Below are 13588 nucleotides of genomic sequence, written 5' to 3' on the forward strand. Positions count from 1 at the left end.
TTCGTCTATGCCTCGCCAGCAGTACCGACAGAGCCGGAGGGAGAGTGATGCCCGTCGCCGTCCGCACCAATCAAAACGACACCGTCGACGCCCTCTGCTGGCGGCACTACGGCCGCACTGCAGGCGTCACCGAAGCAGTACTCGAAGCCAACCCCGGCCTAGCCGATTACGGCCCGACCCTGCCGCAAGGCCTTGTCGTCAACATGCCCGAAGCCCAAACCAGCGCGCCCCAGCGGCAGATGGTGCAGCTATGGGACTGACACTGCAGCACCAAGCCCTAGAACCCACCAACCCTGGACAACGGAATGAAGCACATGCCTGATCGTCCCGACACCTGGGCCTGGCTCGCCGCCTGGCTCGAAAATAACTGGCCGACTCTTTATGCCGGGTTCCTGGCCTTGGTCATCGCGGCCCTTCGGGTCATGTACGGCGGAGGCACCCTGCGCCGCATGCTGATCGAGGCCCCGCTGTGCGGCACGTTGGCCCTGTCCGCAAGCCATGGCCTAGCACTGCTGGGTATTCCGACATCTACCGCGCCGTTTTTCGGCGGGGTAATTGGGCTGCTCGGTGTCGAAGGCACCCGCGCGGCGGCCAAGAAGTTTTTCAACCGCAAGGTAGAACAGCTATGACTACCCTTCGCCACGGCGACCGCTCGCAAGCGGTGCTAATGCTGCAAAAGAACCTCAACAAGAACGGCGCCAACCTGGTGCCGGATGGGCACTACGGCGATGCCACCGAAGCTGCCGTCCGCGCCTACCAGGTCAAAGTCGGTCTGGTCGCCGACGGTATCGCAGGCACCAAGACGCAAACCAGCCTGGCCGGCGGCGATTGCGCCCAGCTGCTGCGCAACAACGACCTGGTGGCCGCTGCCGAACGCCTCGACGTGCCGCTGGCGAGTATCTACGCGGTCAACGAAGTGGAATCTAAGGGCAAGGGTTTCCTGGACAACGGCAAGCCGGTGATTCTGTTCGAACGGCACATCATGTACCGCAAGCTAGCTACGGCTCGAAACGCAGGCGATGACCCGGCCGAACTCAGACGTCATGCCGATCAGGTCGCCACCGCCAATCCTGCCCTGGTCAATCCGAAACCCGGTGGGTACATCGGCGGTACCGCCGAACACCAACGCCTGGCCATGGCCCGGCTGATCGATGACACCGCCGCCTTGGAGTCGGCTTCCTGGGGTGCCTTCCAGATTATGGGCTTCCACTGGAAACGCCTCGGCTACACCAACGTGCAGGAATTTGTGGCCGCGATGAGTGCTGGTGAATCGCAGCAGTTCGACGCCTTCACCCGCTTCATCGAAACCGACCCAGTGCTACACAAGGCCCTAAAATCGCGCAAATGGGCCGAGTTCGCCAGGCTCTACAACGGGCCGGACTATCAGCGAAATCTCTACGACACCAAGCTCCAGCGCGCCTACGAACGGCACGCCGGCTGCGAATGCGGGCAAGGAGTGGCGGCATGAGCACTCCCATGACCGAGCGTTTTCCTTATCACGAGTTGTTTGAAAAGCTCGCCGTCCTCCGCCTGAGGCCATTTGACGTACTGCTGCTACCTGCTGAGACCACCGACGAAGAAATGCAGAAAATCGTTAGTGCGGCCGGTTACATGCTCCCTCACCACACCCTGGCTGTCCGGGGTGATGTTCAGTTACTGGACGAAACAGCGATGAACAACGCTGGCTGGTACCGCGCACCGGAGACTCATCCCAAATGATCGACTTCGACGCAGTGAAAAAGCTGCGAGTGCAGGACGGCGATCTACTCGTGGTGCCAGAGTCGACCGAACAAGGCGACATGCAGCTGTTGGCCGAATCCATCCAGATCATGAACGGCGCTCGGGCCGTGATCGTGCGTGGCCCCATCAAACAGCTCGACACCGCCGCCATGAACAAACTCGGCTGGTACCGCGCGTGAGCACCTTGCGCCAGGCCCTATACGGCATCGCCCTACTCGGCGCCCTGGCGCTGCTCATCTGGGGTCAGGAAGCGCGCATCGACGTCGCCGAAGGCAAAACCGAACTGGCAAAGTCTGCCGCAAAGACGGCTCGCGAAGACGCTGACCGCAACCTTGTCACCGCCAACAAGCTCACCGCCACCCTGAAACAGGAACGCGATACACAGAGCGCCCTGCGCACCCAGCAGGACCAACTGCGCCAGGGCTTGGCGAATCGTGAGCGCACCATTGAGGTACTCAAACTTGAAAACGATGAACTTCGCAAATGGGCTGATCAGCCTTTGCCTGACGCTGCTCGTCGGCTGCGCGAGCGCCCCGCCCTCACCGGCGCCGCCGCTTATCGTGACTGGCTGTCCGGCCGTGGTGCCGTGCGTGCTGCCGGCGACCAGCCCACTCAATAACGGCGACCAACTCACCGATCAGGACCGCACCGAAGCCGCCTGGGCCGACTGCGCCGCCCAAGTCGACATGGTCTACAAACACCAGCAGGCCAACCCATGAACAAGCCCGAAAGCCTGCGCGCGCATCTCCTGGCGACCGTCGCCGAGTTCAAGCACAACCCAGACCGCCTGCTGATCTTCATCGACAATGGCAAGGTCCGCTGTACCGCTGCCCGCACCCTATCGTTTGAATACAGCTTTGATCTGCAGATCATCCTCACCGAGTTCGCCGGCCACCCTGACAGTGTAATTCTGCCGATTCTGGGCTGGCTCAGTGTTAATCAATCCGAGCTGCTGGAAAGCCTGGACAAGGTCAAAAACGGCATCCAGTTCGAAGCCGACATTCTCGACAAGAACAAAGTGGACCTCAGCATCACCCTTGCGCTGACAGAGAAGGTGGTCGTGGGTAAGGATGACCAGGGCAAAACCACTGTGAAACACCCGAACGAACCCCAGTACGTGGCGGGCTACCTCGACCCGAACTGGAAACCTGGAGCCCAGGGCAATACCAGTGAATGGATGGTGCCAGGTGGCGAATAATCTGGAAGCACTGGAGACCTGGGCGTCGGTGCTGCTTGCGCGCCTGGAGCCAGGGGAACGCAGTAAACTTGCCCGGAACATCGGGCAGGAGCTACGCCGTAGTCAGCAGAAACGAGTAATGGCGCAGGAAAACCCGGATGGCAGCAAGTACGCCCCTCGCAAAAAGCGTGATCTGCGCGGAAAACAGGGGCGGATTCGCCGTAAGTTGGCGATGTTTAAGAAGCTGCGAACCGCCTCCTATTTGAAGGTACGGGGCGACAGCAATGGTATTTCTGTGGGATTCACTGGGCGCATTGCCCGGATCGCCAGAGTTCACCAGTACGGCTTAAAAGATCGGGCGGAGCGCGGCGCCCCGAATGTGCGCTACGAACAGCGCGAAGTATTGGGGTTTACAGACGCCGATCTTGACTTGATCCGTGATGGCTTGCTTGCGCACCTGACACTGTAACTCCCCTCCCTACAAGGTGATGAAGCTGCACTCGCACGCGCGTGGCGCCACCATCGGCGCCATGAACGACTTCGCCGCCCTCTCCCGCATGCTCGAAAACCTAATCCGCCTTGGCGTCATCGCCGCCGTGCAGATGACGCCCCCGCGCGTGAAGGTAAAAACCGGAGAGCTGACCACCGCCTGGCTGCCTTGGCTGGCCCTGCGCGCCGGGGCCGACCGAGAGTGGGACCCGCCCACTCTCGACGAACAGGTGATTCTGTTCAGCCCATCCGGCCAGCTCGCCAATGGCGTCGTAATCACCGGCCTGCCGAGCGATCACATCCCAGCCAACGGCAACCGCGCCGGCCTGCACCGCCGTACCTATGCCGACGGCGCAGTGATCGAGTACGACAGCGTTGCCCATCACTTAAACGCCACCCTCCCCGACAGCGGCACCACCAGCCTGGTGAGCAGGGGCGGAATCAACATCATCGGCCCCATCAATCACCTGGGCGATTACAACCAAACCGGCAATCAGAACGTGGTCGGCCGGGTGGACGTTTCGGAAGACGTCGTCGCGGGAGGGGTCAGCCTGGTTAATCACCTGACCGGTGGTGTCAAGCAGGGCACCGATCAGTCCGGGAGGCCTTTACCAACATGAACCGAGAAACCGGCGCAACCATCAACGATGTGGACCACATCGGCCAGTCCATCACCGACATCCTCACCACCCGCATCGGTACCCGCGTCATGCGCCGTGAATACGGCAGCCTGCTTCCCGAGCTGGTGGACCATCCATTCAACGACACCACGCGCCTGCGTGTTTACGCGGGCACGGTCATGGCATTGATGCGCTGGGAGCCCCGCATCAGCCTCAGCCGCGTGCAGTTCCTCGGCGCGAACCTACAAGGGCGGTCGGTGCTGGAACTGGAAGGCTCCGTCATCGACACCAATGAGCCGCTGAGCATGAGCCTGCCACTGCAACTCGGGGGCAGCGTATGAGTTCCTTTGCAGCGATTGACCTCAGCCAACTCCCGGCGCCGCAGATTGTCGAGCAGATCGACTTCGAATTGATCCTAGCCGAGCGAAAGGCCTACATGATCAGTCTGTGGCCGTTCGAGGAACAGGCGCAGATTGCCGCCCGCCTCGAACTGGAATCTGAGCCCCTGACCAAACTGCTGCAAGAGAACGCCTACCGCGAAACTATCTGGCGTCAGAGGGTGAATGAGGCATCCATTGCCAACCTGCTGGCACTGGCGAAAGGCCCAGACCTGGACCAACTGGCAGGAAACTTCAACGTCCAGCGCCTGGTGGTTCAGGAAGCCAAGCCAATGGCAGTTCCTCCAGTCGCGCGGATCATGGAAAGCGACGACAGCTTGCGCGAACGGGCGCAAATGTCCTGGGAAGGGCTGAGCACCGCTGGCCCACGTAACAGCTACATCTTCCACGCCCGAGGCGCAGACGGCCGGGTTGCCGATGCCACAGCTGAAAGCCCATCGCCGGCAGTGGCAGTGGTCACCGTACTATCGCTGCTCGGCGATGGCACGGCACCACCCGATCTGATCGCCGCCGTCAAAATCTACCTGAGTGACGACAACCGCAGGCCGGTGGGTGACCGTCTAACCGTCCAAGCCGCGCAAATCCTCCGCTACCCGGTCATAGCCAAGCTATATCTGCTCACCAGCGGCCCAGAGTCAGAACCGATTCTGGCCGCCGCCGAGGCTCGCTTGTGGGCATACGTAGGCCAACGCCGGCGCCTGGGGATGGAGGTGTCGGAATCTGCCGTGCACGCAGCGTTATTCGTCGAAGGTGTGCGCAAGGTTGTGCTGGAAAACTGGGTCGATATCGTCGCCACCGAAGCCCAGGCACCCTATTGCACCGACGTCAACATCACGCGGGGTGCCGATTGATGGGCGCTCAGCATCTGCTGCCGAACAACTCCACGCCACTTGAACGCCAGGCAGCTCTGGCCCTCGCACAGATTCAGCGCGTGCCGATTCCCTTACGGGAGCTGTGCAACCCGAACACTTGCCCGGTGGCAGTACTGCCCTACCTGGCCTGGGCCTTTTCCGTCGATCGATGGGACAGCAACTGGAGCGAAACCACCAAACGTGCGGCCATTCGCTCATCCCGCTACATCCACGCGCACAAGGGCACGATCGGTGCCCTGCGCCGCGTGGTGGAGCCGCTGGGCTATCTGATCGAGGTAGTGGAGTGGTGGCAGACCGTACCCGAAGGCGTGCCCGGAACCTTTGCCTTGAAGGTCGGAGTGCTGGACACCGGCATCACCGAAGAAATGTATTTGGAGCTGACGTGGCTGATCGATGACGCCAAGCCCGTCACCCGCCACCTAACAGGCCTTGCAATCAGCCTCGAAAGCACCGGCACCGTGTTTATCGGGGCCTGCGTGTACGAAGGTGACGATCTCAGCGTTTACCCACCGCCCCAGCGCGATATCGACGTCATCGGCGTGTACCGCATCGGTGGCCGCGAACACCATATCGACACGATGGAAATCTACTCATGACCGACCAAAACAGCCAGTTCTTCGCGATCCTCACTGCCGTCGGCGAAGCCAAGCTAGCCAACGCTATTGCCCTCGGTACGACCTTGACCTTCGCCCAGATGGCGGTAGGGGATGCCAACGGCACAGACCCTATTCCAAGCCGCCTGCAAACCAGGTTGATAAATGAGCGTCGACGCGCGCTGTTGAACCAGGTAAAACCCGACCCTGCCAACGCCAGTGTGATCATCGCCGAGCAAGTCATCCCGGAAAGCGTCGGCGGTTGGTGGGTACGTGAGATTGCCCTGTATGACGCAGACGGCGATATGGTGGCCGTTGCCAATTGCGCGCCGACCTACAAGCCGCTGCTCTCCCAGGGTTCCGGCCGGACCCAGATCATTCGCATCAACCTGATCGTCAGTAGCACAGCCAACATTGAACTGAAGATTGACCCCGGCGTTGTGCTGGCGACTCGCGAGTATGTCGACACCGTAGTCATTGAGGCTCTGGCCAAATTGGATTTCAAGCAGTCAGTGCTGGCAGCCACCACGGCCAACATCACACTGAGTGGCACTCAGAGCATTGATGGGGTGCTACTGACATCAGACGCCCGCGTGCTAGTGAAGAATCAGACAGCGGCCAAAGACAATGGGCTCTACATAGTATCGACTGCCGGCACCTGGAAACGCGCGCAAGACGCAGACGCCAGCGTCAAGGTGACTCCTGGGCTATTTGTCAGTGTTGAAACGGGAACGAGCAATGGCGACAGCGTATGGCAACTGGTGACGGATGCACCGATTGTCCTGGGCACCACTGCCTTGGTCTTTGAAATGGCCGTGGGCCGCACAGGTGTAAGCGCAGGCTCCTACGGCAACGTGACGGTCGATAAATATGGTCGCGTTATTGCCGGTACCAACCCGAAGACACTTGCCGACTACGGAATAGATATCCCGACGCAAGCTGAGGCAGAGAAGCAAGAGGCGCAAGACAACACAAAACCCATGACCGTGCTTCGTGTATTTCAGGCCATTACAAAACGCTTAGTGCAAGCCACGGAAACCGTCTTAGGCTGGGCAAAAGTTTCCACTCAAAGCCAGACGGATGCGGGTGTTGATGACACCACTATCGTGACCCCAAAAAAACTACGATGGGGACTCTCTATTAACCTGGCCGCCAATGGCTACGTTACGTTTCCCTCTTGGCTTGGCGGCATAATTATCCTGTGGGGTGGTGGAAGCCTAGCGTCAGCCACAACGACATCAATTACTTTCCCTTTAGCGTTTCCAACCTCGTATTTAAGAGCCGTATCGTCCTTCCAGCTCGCGGGTGGCAGTTACTACTCTTTGGGCATGACTACTGCGACTAACAATGGGATGACACTGTGGAATCCGAACAGCGTCACTATCGCATGCCAGTATTTGGCAATTGGTTACTAGAGGAAAAACCATGTTCGCAAAATGGATAGACGACGATCAACGGTATGCTTTTTCGTTAGAAAACAATGGTGGGATGGAAATAACAAATGAGGATTGGTCCACGCTTTTAGTAGGCCAGTCCGAAGGCAAAATCATCTCCAAAAATGCGCACGGTGTTCCGTTTTTGAAAGACGTGCCGTTACCTAGTGATGAAGAGATACTCCTGATCAACAAGACCAAACAGGCTGAGCTTCAATTAAAGGCTTCTCAGGCTATGACACCGCTGCTTCTTTCCCTTCAGCTAGGCAATGCAAGTAACGCTGAAAAGGAATTAGCAAAGCTATGGCAGGCTTACAGCAGAGATTTGAGTGCAGTTGATCTGAGTGCCCCCGCTCCGACGTGGCCGACGGCCCCTATTTGAAGGCCCAGCAAGCAGTAGCCTTCCATCCCCGGCCCCCTCGTCCGTGCCTGTAGCCGCTTTAACTACAACCCCCCGTGCTCGCCCAACCGGCGCGCGCACGGCAGCCTGTGCACTGTCATTCCATCACAGCGCAGGCAACCACCCATGGCCGGTTCAGACTATCTACACGGCGTGCGGGTCATCGAACTCAACGACGGCACCCGCCCCATCCGCACCATTGCAACCGCAGTCATCGGCCTGGTTTGTACGGCTGAAGATGCGGACCCACTCGCGTTCCCGTTGGACACCCCCGTCCTGCTGACCAACGTTCAAAGCGCCATCGCCAAAGCCGGCGTCAAAGGCACCCTGGCGAAAAGCCTGCAGGCCATCGCCGACCAGACCAAGCCCTACACAATCGTGGTGCGGGTCAAGGAAGGTGCAGACGCAGCTGCTACCACCACCGCCCTGATCGGCACCACCACCGCCGACGGCAAATACACCGGCATGAAAGCCCTGCTCGCGGCCAAGGCCCGCGTGGGCATGACGCCACGCATTCTCGGCGTGCCAGGCCTCGACAGTCAGCCGGTGGCCACCGCCCTGGTATCGATTGCCCAGGACCTGCGCGCCTTCGCCTACGTCAGCGCATGGGACTGTAAAACCAAGGAAGAGGTGGTCGCCTACCGCGAAAACTTCGGCGCCCGCGAGGTCATGGTGATCTGGCCAGAGTTCCAGAACTGGGACACGGTCACCAGTGCGACCGTTACCGCATCGGCGGTGGCCCGCGCCCTGGGCCTGCGGGCGAAGATCGATCAGGAAATCGGCTGGCACAAAACCATCTCCAACGTCGCCGTCAACGGCGTGACCGGCATCAGCGCCGACGTATTCTGGGATCTGCAAAACCCGGCCACCGACGCCAACTACCTCAACAGCAACGAAGTCACCACCCTGATCAATGAGGGCGGCTTCCGATTCTGGGGTAGCCGTACGTGCAGCGACGATCCGTTGTTCGCGTTCGAAAACTACGCCCGTACCGCGCAAATCATCGCCGACACCATGGCCGAGGCCCACATGTGGGCCATGGATAAGCCGATGCACGCGTCCCTGGTCAAAGACATCATCAACGGGATCAACGCCAAATTCCGCGAGCTGATTACCCAGGGCTACTTGATCGGCGGCAGCTGCTGGTACCCGGAAGACATCAACGACAAGGACACCCTCAAGGCCGGCAAGCTGACCCTCGACTACGACTACACCCCTGTGCCGCCCCTGGAAGACCTCACCCTGCGCCAACGCATCACCGACCGCTACCTGATGCAATTCGCCGCCGCCGTCAACGCTTAAACCGGGTCTCCCCGCAAGGGGAGTTAACCCCGTGCCATAACCCCGGAGATCACCGCCATGGCCCTGCCCCACAAACTGAAGAACATGAACCTGTTCAACGACGGCAACCTCTACAGAGGCAAAGCCAAGTCCGTCACCTTGCCCGTCTTGGGCCGCAAGATGGAAGCCTATCGCGGCGGCGGCATGAACGGCTCGGTCAAGGCTGACCTAGGTATGTCCGACGACGGTATCCAGCTGGAATGGAAGCTCGGCGGTCTCGATCTCATCGTGCTCAAGCAGTTCGGCGCAGTGAATGCCTCGGGCGTTGCCATGCGCTTTTCCGGCGCCTATGAACAAGACGACACCGGGGAAGTCAGCGCCGTGGAGATCTCTGTGCGCGGCCGTCACGAAAGCATCGAAATGGGCGAAGCCAAGCCAGGCGAAGACACCGAACACAGCATCAAAACCACCTGCACCTACTACAAGCTGACCGTCGAAAACGAAGACATCATCGAAATCGACCTGCTCAACTTCATCGAGAAGGTCGGTGGCGTCGACATGCTGGAGAAACAGCGCAAGGCCATTGGCCTCTAACCCCCACCCTTGATCGCTAACCACACATCCTCATCACCTGGAGCTATTCCATGAAACCCGAAGCCACCGAACAACCCGACGTTAAGCCACTGGCCGACGACAACACCGTCATCCTCGATACGCCGATACGCCGTGGCACCACCACCATCGACAGCATCACCCTGCGCAAACCCAACGCGGGCGAACTGCGTGGTATCAGCTTGGCTGATCTAGTGAACATGGACGTCGCCAGCATCATCAAGGTGCTGCCACGGATCAGCAGCCCCACCCTCACCGCCGTAGAGCTTTCGGACATGGACCCTGCCGACCTGTTCATGCTCGGTAACAAGGTGTCTGGTTTTTTGCTGCAGAAGCGTCTGAAGACGGATGCGTCCCTCGTTGCGTAGAGGACGCCATGGCCGACCTGTCCGTGGTTTTTCATTGGGCGCCGGCTGACATGGATCAGTTGGGCCTCCAGGAACTGATGGACTGGCGCGAACGGGCGCGTATTCGGAGCAGCGTCGATGGGAAATGATTTAAGACTGCGGGTGTTGCTCGACGCCATCGACAAAGCCACCGGGCCGCTGAAAAAAATCACCGGGGGCAGCACTGAAACTGCCCGTGCCCTCAAGGCAGCCCGTGACCGCCTGAAGGAACTCAACACACAGCAGAAAGACGTGAGCGCGTGGCGTTCCCAGAAGGCTGCAGCTGACGAAACCAGACAGTCTCTCGACGCTGCCCGCGAGCGTGTTAAAGCCCTCAGTCAGCAATTTGCTGCAACTGGCGCACCGACCAAGGCGATGACCAAGGACTTTCGCGTTGCAGTGCGCGAAGCACAACGACTGAAGCAAGAACACCAGCAGCAAAGCGTGCAACTTCAAGGGCTGCGATCCAGTCTCTCAGACGCTGGTATCAACACCAAAAATCTCAGCACTCACGAACGTCAGTTGCGCGAGCAGATCAGTGCAACCAACAACAGCATCACCGAGCAAGGTCGGCGCCTGCGTGTCCTGAACGCCAACCAGGAACGAATGGCAAAAGCACGGACACGCCTCGACAGCACATACAGCGGTCGCAGGCAGTTTGCAGGAAATGCTGCCATGGCGGGCGCCGCAGGCATGGGCACCGGTTACGCCATCGGCCGTGGTCTGTACGCTCCGTTGCAGGAAGGCAAACAGTTCGCGCTCGAGGAGAACCGCGTTGCGGCCCTGGGCCTGGGGAAAGAAGACACCGGCAAAGCGATCGAGTTTGCCAAGAGCATGAAGACCTATGGCACCAGCGTCACGGAAAACCTGACGTTGGTACGCGACGCCATGACAGTGTTCGCCGACGAACATGAAGCGGAAATGGTCGCGCCCACCCTGGCGAAAATGAAGTTTGCCAACCACGCCATGTACGGCGAAGAACAAGGCTCCGAGAACGAACGCAAGTTCATGGATATGCTCAAGGTAATTGAGCTGCGCGGAGGCCTGGCCAGCAAAGAGGCTTTCATCAATCAAGCCGATATCGTGCAACGCATCCTCACCGCCACGGGTGGCCGCGTAGGGCCTAATGAATGGCTGAACGTGATCAAAACCGGTGGGGTTGCGGCTAAAGGCATCAAGGACGAGGCGTTCTACTACCAGATGGAACCGCTGGTGCAGGAAATGGGTGGCCACCGCGTCGGTACCGCGATGATGAGTGCCTACTCCAATATCTACCAAGGCAAAACCACCAAGCGCGCGGCCAACAATTTGGAGCAATTGGGGTTGGTCGATCCGACCAAGGTCAAGCACGACAAGGCCGGACAAATTGCCTTTCTCGACGTCGGCGCGATCAAGGGTAGTGAGCTGTTCCGGGAAAACCAGTTTGAGTGGATGGAAAAAATTCTGCTGCCGCAGCTCTCCGCCAAAGGCATCACGGACAAAAAGCAGGTGCTGGATAGCATCGGCAGCATCTTCTCCAATCGCACCGCATCCAACTTGTTCGCACAGATGTACCTGCAGCGGGAGCAGATCCACAAAAACGCCAAGCTGAACGCCGGGGCCGACGGCATCGACCAACTTTACGACAAAGGTATGAACACTGCCCAAGGCGCCGAACTAGAGCTGCTCGCTCAGAAGGCCAATGCTTACCGGGAAATGAGCCAGGCAATTCTGCCCACCTACGTCAAGGCACTGAAAAGCATCACCGAAGCGATCAAAGGCGTTACCGCCTGGATGAAGGAAAACCCAGCCGCTGCTGCTGCCATGATGAAAACCCTGATGGTGGTCGGTGTGCTGGCCGGTGTCTTCGGTGCGCTTGCCTTGACCCTGGCCAGCTTGATCGGCCCCTTTGCAGTCGTCAGCTACGGTATGGGCCTGTTTGGTCTTAAAAGCGCGGGCATTGTCGCGGTGGCTCAACGACTGTTCCCCACATTGATCGGCCTCGCCAAAAACGCAATTCCGATGCTGATGCAGGGCATTCGCTTATTGGCCGTGACGATGGGTGGTGCATTGCTGTCCGCTATTCGAACGGTAGGCATAGCCCTGTGGGGGCTGGCAGCCAACCCGATTGTTCTGATCATTGCCGCCGTTGTCGCCGCGATTGCCGGCGGCGCCTATCTGATCTACCGAAACTGGGACGCTGTGAAGCTGTATTTCACTAATGCCTGGACAGAGATCAAGGCCGGATTTGACGGCGGCATCAGCGGCATCATCGCCACGCTCGTGAACTTCAGCCCGCTAGGGCTGGTTTACCAAGCCTTCGCCGGGGTGCTGAGTTACCTGGGCATTGAACTGCCGTCACGCTTCACCGAATTCGGCGGCATGATCGTCAATGGGCTGGTGACTGGGTTGCTGTCCGGTATGGGCCTGGTGAAAGACACCATCGTATCGATCGGCGATTCGACTATTGGTTGGTTCAAGGAAAAGCTAGGCATCCACAGCCCGTCGCGGGTGTTTGCGGAGCTGGGTGGCTTCACCATGGCCGGGTTGACGCAAGGACTCGAAAACGGCGAAGGGGGACCGCTGACGGCACTGAGCAGGTTCAGCAAACAGCTCACTGCCGCCGGAGCAATGAGCCTCGGTACAATGAGCGGAACGGCCCTGGCGATTGATGACCGTCCGCCTATCAGCGCTATGAGCAGCCCGACTTACGACAGCCACGACCAATACGAAATCAATATCCACCCCACACAGGGCATGGATGCTATGGCGATTGCGCGGGTTGTACGTGCCGAGTTGGCCCGTATCGAGAGCGAGAAAGGCGCCCGCACGCGCAGCAAGCTGTCTGACCTGGAGTAACCCTACATGATGCTCGCCCTCGGCATGTTCGTATTCAGCCTCTCGACCGCCGCTTACCAAGAGCTGCAGCGCCAAACCGAGTGGCGCCATGCAAGCAACAATAGAATCGGCGCCGTCCCCGCCCGACAGTTTCTCGGGCGTGGCGACGACACCATCACACTGCCTGGCATCATTCTCCCGGAGCTGGCAGGTAGCGCTCTCAGCCTGGACGCCATACGTTTGATGGCAAACACTGGCAAGGCATGGCCCATGGTCGAAGGCACCGGCCGCATCTATGGCCTCTGGGTAATCGAAAGCCTGAGCGAAACCAAGACCCTTTTCTTTCGCGACGGGACACCTCGACGCATCGAATTCAACCTGTCCCTTAAACGTATCGACGATGACCGGATCGACCTGCTCGGCGCCGGTACCGCCGTCGGCATGAACATCCTGCGCAGGTTGCTATGATCGATGCAGCCCTTTCCCGTGTAACCGGGTTTCTGAAAGATACGCTCGATCGCTATAAACGCGATGCGGCCTATCCAGTGCCTGCTTTTAGATTGACGGTCGACGGCAACGATATCGCACAGATGGTCAGCCCGCGCCTGATGAGCCTGGAGCTGACTGACAATCGCGGAATCGAAGCAGACCAGCTCAGCATCACCCTCAGCGACAACGACGGACTGAACGCGATTCCACCCAAAGGCGCTGGGTTGCGGGTGTGGCAGGGTTGGAGGCACACCGGACTGTAGGACAAAAGAACATATACC

20 protein-coding genes and 2 pseudogenes are annotated in these 13588 nt (G+C 59.3%); all 22 read left to right on the forward strand.

Annotation, left to right across the window (positions count from 1 at the left end; all coding sequences use genetic code 11):
• Positions 1-47 precede the first annotated feature (47 nt).
• Complete coding sequence (locus E0F99_RS25070) at positions 48-260, forward strand: tail protein X (RefSeq protein WP_083357278.1); 213 nt, start codon at positions 48-50, stop codon at positions 258-260.
• Positions 261-305: 45 nt separating this feature from the next.
• On the forward strand, positions 306-629 hold the full coding sequence (locus tag E0F99_RS25075; protein WP_173667110.1) for a phage holin, lambda family: 324 nt from the start codon (positions 306-308) through the stop codon (positions 627-629).
• On the forward strand, positions 626-1468 hold the full coding sequence (locus tag E0F99_RS25080) for an N-acetylmuramidase domain-containing protein (RefSeq protein WP_083357277.1): 843 nt from the start codon (positions 626-628) through the stop codon (positions 1466-1468). Before E0F99_RS25075 ends, E0F99_RS25080 begins: the two co-directional genes overlap by 4 nt.
• The gene (locus tag E0F99_RS25085) at positions 1465-1719 is read left to right on the forward strand and encodes a hypothetical protein (RefSeq protein WP_083357276.1); all 255 of its coding nucleotides are present in this window, start codon (positions 1465-1467) and stop codon (positions 1717-1719) included. Before E0F99_RS25080 ends, E0F99_RS25085 begins: the two co-directional genes overlap by 4 nt.
• Positions 1716-1919, forward strand: a complete 204-nt coding sequence (locus tag E0F99_RS25090; RefSeq protein ID WP_083357275.1) for a hypothetical protein — start codon at positions 1716-1718, stop codon at positions 1917-1919. The genes E0F99_RS25085 and E0F99_RS25090 overlap by 4 nt, the downstream gene beginning before the upstream one ends.
• Positions 1916-2359, forward strand: coding sequence for an Rz-like lysis system protein LysB (gene lysB, locus E0F99_RS25095; RefSeq protein WP_083357274.1), 444 nt, complete (start codon positions 1916-1918; stop codon positions 2357-2359). Before E0F99_RS25090 ends, lysB begins: the two co-directional genes overlap by 4 nt.
• A pseudogene (gene lysC, locus E0F99_RS30645) lies at positions 2274-2459 on the forward strand (Rz1-like lysis system protein LysC); the annotation flags it as partial. The gene lysB and the pseudogene lysC, both read left to right, overlap by 86 nt.
• On the forward strand, positions 2456-2938 hold the full coding sequence (locus E0F99_RS25100; RefSeq protein ID WP_083357273.1) for a phage tail protein: 483 nt from the start codon (positions 2456-2458) through the stop codon (positions 2936-2938). The pseudogene lysC and the gene E0F99_RS25100, both read left to right, overlap by 4 nt.
• Positions 2928-3386: a phage virion morphogenesis protein gene (locus tag E0F99_RS25105; RefSeq protein WP_083357272.1), complete on the forward strand. Its 459-nt coding sequence runs from the start codon at positions 2928-2930 to the stop codon at positions 3384-3386. Before E0F99_RS25100 ends, E0F99_RS25105 begins: the two co-directional genes overlap by 11 nt.
• Positions 3387-3447: 61 nt before the next feature.
• Positions 3448-4026: a phage baseplate assembly protein V gene (locus E0F99_RS25110; RefSeq protein ID WP_083360379.1), complete on the forward strand. Its 579-nt coding sequence runs from the start codon at positions 3448-3450 to the stop codon at positions 4024-4026.
• Positions 4023-4367 carry a GPW/gp25 family protein gene (locus E0F99_RS25115; RefSeq protein WP_083357271.1) on the forward strand — a complete coding sequence of 115 codons (345 nt, stop codon included), beginning with the start codon at positions 4023-4025 and terminating at the stop codon, positions 4365-4367. The genes E0F99_RS25110 and E0F99_RS25115 overlap by 4 nt, the downstream gene beginning before the upstream one ends.
• Complete coding sequence (locus E0F99_RS25120; RefSeq protein WP_083357270.1) at positions 4364-5275, forward strand: baseplate J/gp47 family protein; 912 nt, start codon at positions 4364-4366, stop codon at positions 5273-5275. Before E0F99_RS25115 ends, E0F99_RS25120 begins: the two co-directional genes overlap by 4 nt.
• On the forward strand, positions 5275-5892 hold the full coding sequence (locus E0F99_RS25125) for a phage tail protein I (protein ID WP_083357269.1): 618 nt from the start codon (positions 5275-5277) through the stop codon (positions 5890-5892). The genes E0F99_RS25120 and E0F99_RS25125 overlap by 1 nt, the downstream gene beginning before the upstream one ends.
• Positions 5889-7304, forward strand: coding sequence for a phage tail protein (locus E0F99_RS25130; RefSeq protein WP_083357268.1), 1416 nt, complete (start codon positions 5889-5891; stop codon positions 7302-7304). The genes E0F99_RS25125 and E0F99_RS25130 overlap by 4 nt, the downstream gene beginning before the upstream one ends.
• 10 nt (positions 7305-7314) lie before the next feature.
• A complete protein-coding gene (locus tag E0F99_RS25135) occupies positions 7315-7704 on the forward strand; it encodes a tail fiber assembly protein (protein ID WP_083357267.1) in 390 nt (129 codons plus the stop codon).
• Between the two features lie 144 nt (positions 7705-7848).
• Positions 7849-9024: a phage tail sheath protein gene (locus E0F99_RS25140; protein ID WP_083357266.1), complete on the forward strand. Its 1176-nt coding sequence runs from the start codon at positions 7849-7851 to the stop codon at positions 9022-9024.
• Positions 9025-9081: 57 nt separating this feature from the next.
• Positions 9082-9597 (forward strand): phage major tail tube protein, encoded by a 516-nt coding sequence (locus tag E0F99_RS25145; RefSeq protein WP_130908984.1) that lies wholly within the window; start codon positions 9082-9084, stop codon positions 9595-9597.
• A gap of 50 nt (positions 9598-9647) precedes the next feature.
• Positions 9648-9983 carry a phage tail assembly protein gene (locus E0F99_RS25150; RefSeq protein WP_083357264.1) on the forward strand — a complete coding sequence of 112 codons (336 nt, stop codon included), beginning with the start codon at positions 9648-9650 and terminating at the stop codon, positions 9981-9983.
• Positions 9984-9991: 8 nt separating this feature from the next.
• Positions 9992-10111 carry a GpE family phage tail protein gene (locus tag E0F99_RS25155; RefSeq protein WP_083357263.1) on the forward strand — a complete coding sequence of 40 codons (120 nt, stop codon included), beginning with the start codon at positions 9992-9994 and terminating at the stop codon, positions 10109-10111.
• Positions 10101-12839 (forward strand): phage tail tape measure protein, encoded by a 2739-nt coding sequence (locus E0F99_RS30650; RefSeq protein WP_083357262.1) that lies wholly within the window; start codon positions 10101-10103, stop codon positions 12837-12839. The genes E0F99_RS25155 and E0F99_RS30650 overlap by 11 nt, the downstream gene beginning before the upstream one ends.
• Before the next feature lie 6 nt (positions 12840-12845).
• The gene (locus tag E0F99_RS25165; RefSeq protein ID WP_083357261.1) at positions 12846-13286 is read left to right on the forward strand and encodes a phage tail protein; all 441 of its coding nucleotides are present in this window, start codon (positions 12846-12848) and stop codon (positions 13284-13286) included.
• A pseudogene (locus E0F99_RS25170) lies at positions 13283-13567 on the forward strand (phage late control D family protein); the annotation flags it as partial. The gene E0F99_RS25165 and the pseudogene E0F99_RS25170, both read left to right, overlap by 4 nt.
• Positions 13568-13588 lie beyond the last annotated feature (21 nt).

Source organism: Pseudomonas antarctica, assembly GCF_900624995.1.
Lineage (GTDB): Bacteria > Pseudomonadota > Gammaproteobacteria > Pseudomonadales > Pseudomonadaceae > Aquipseudomonas > Aquipseudomonas antarctica.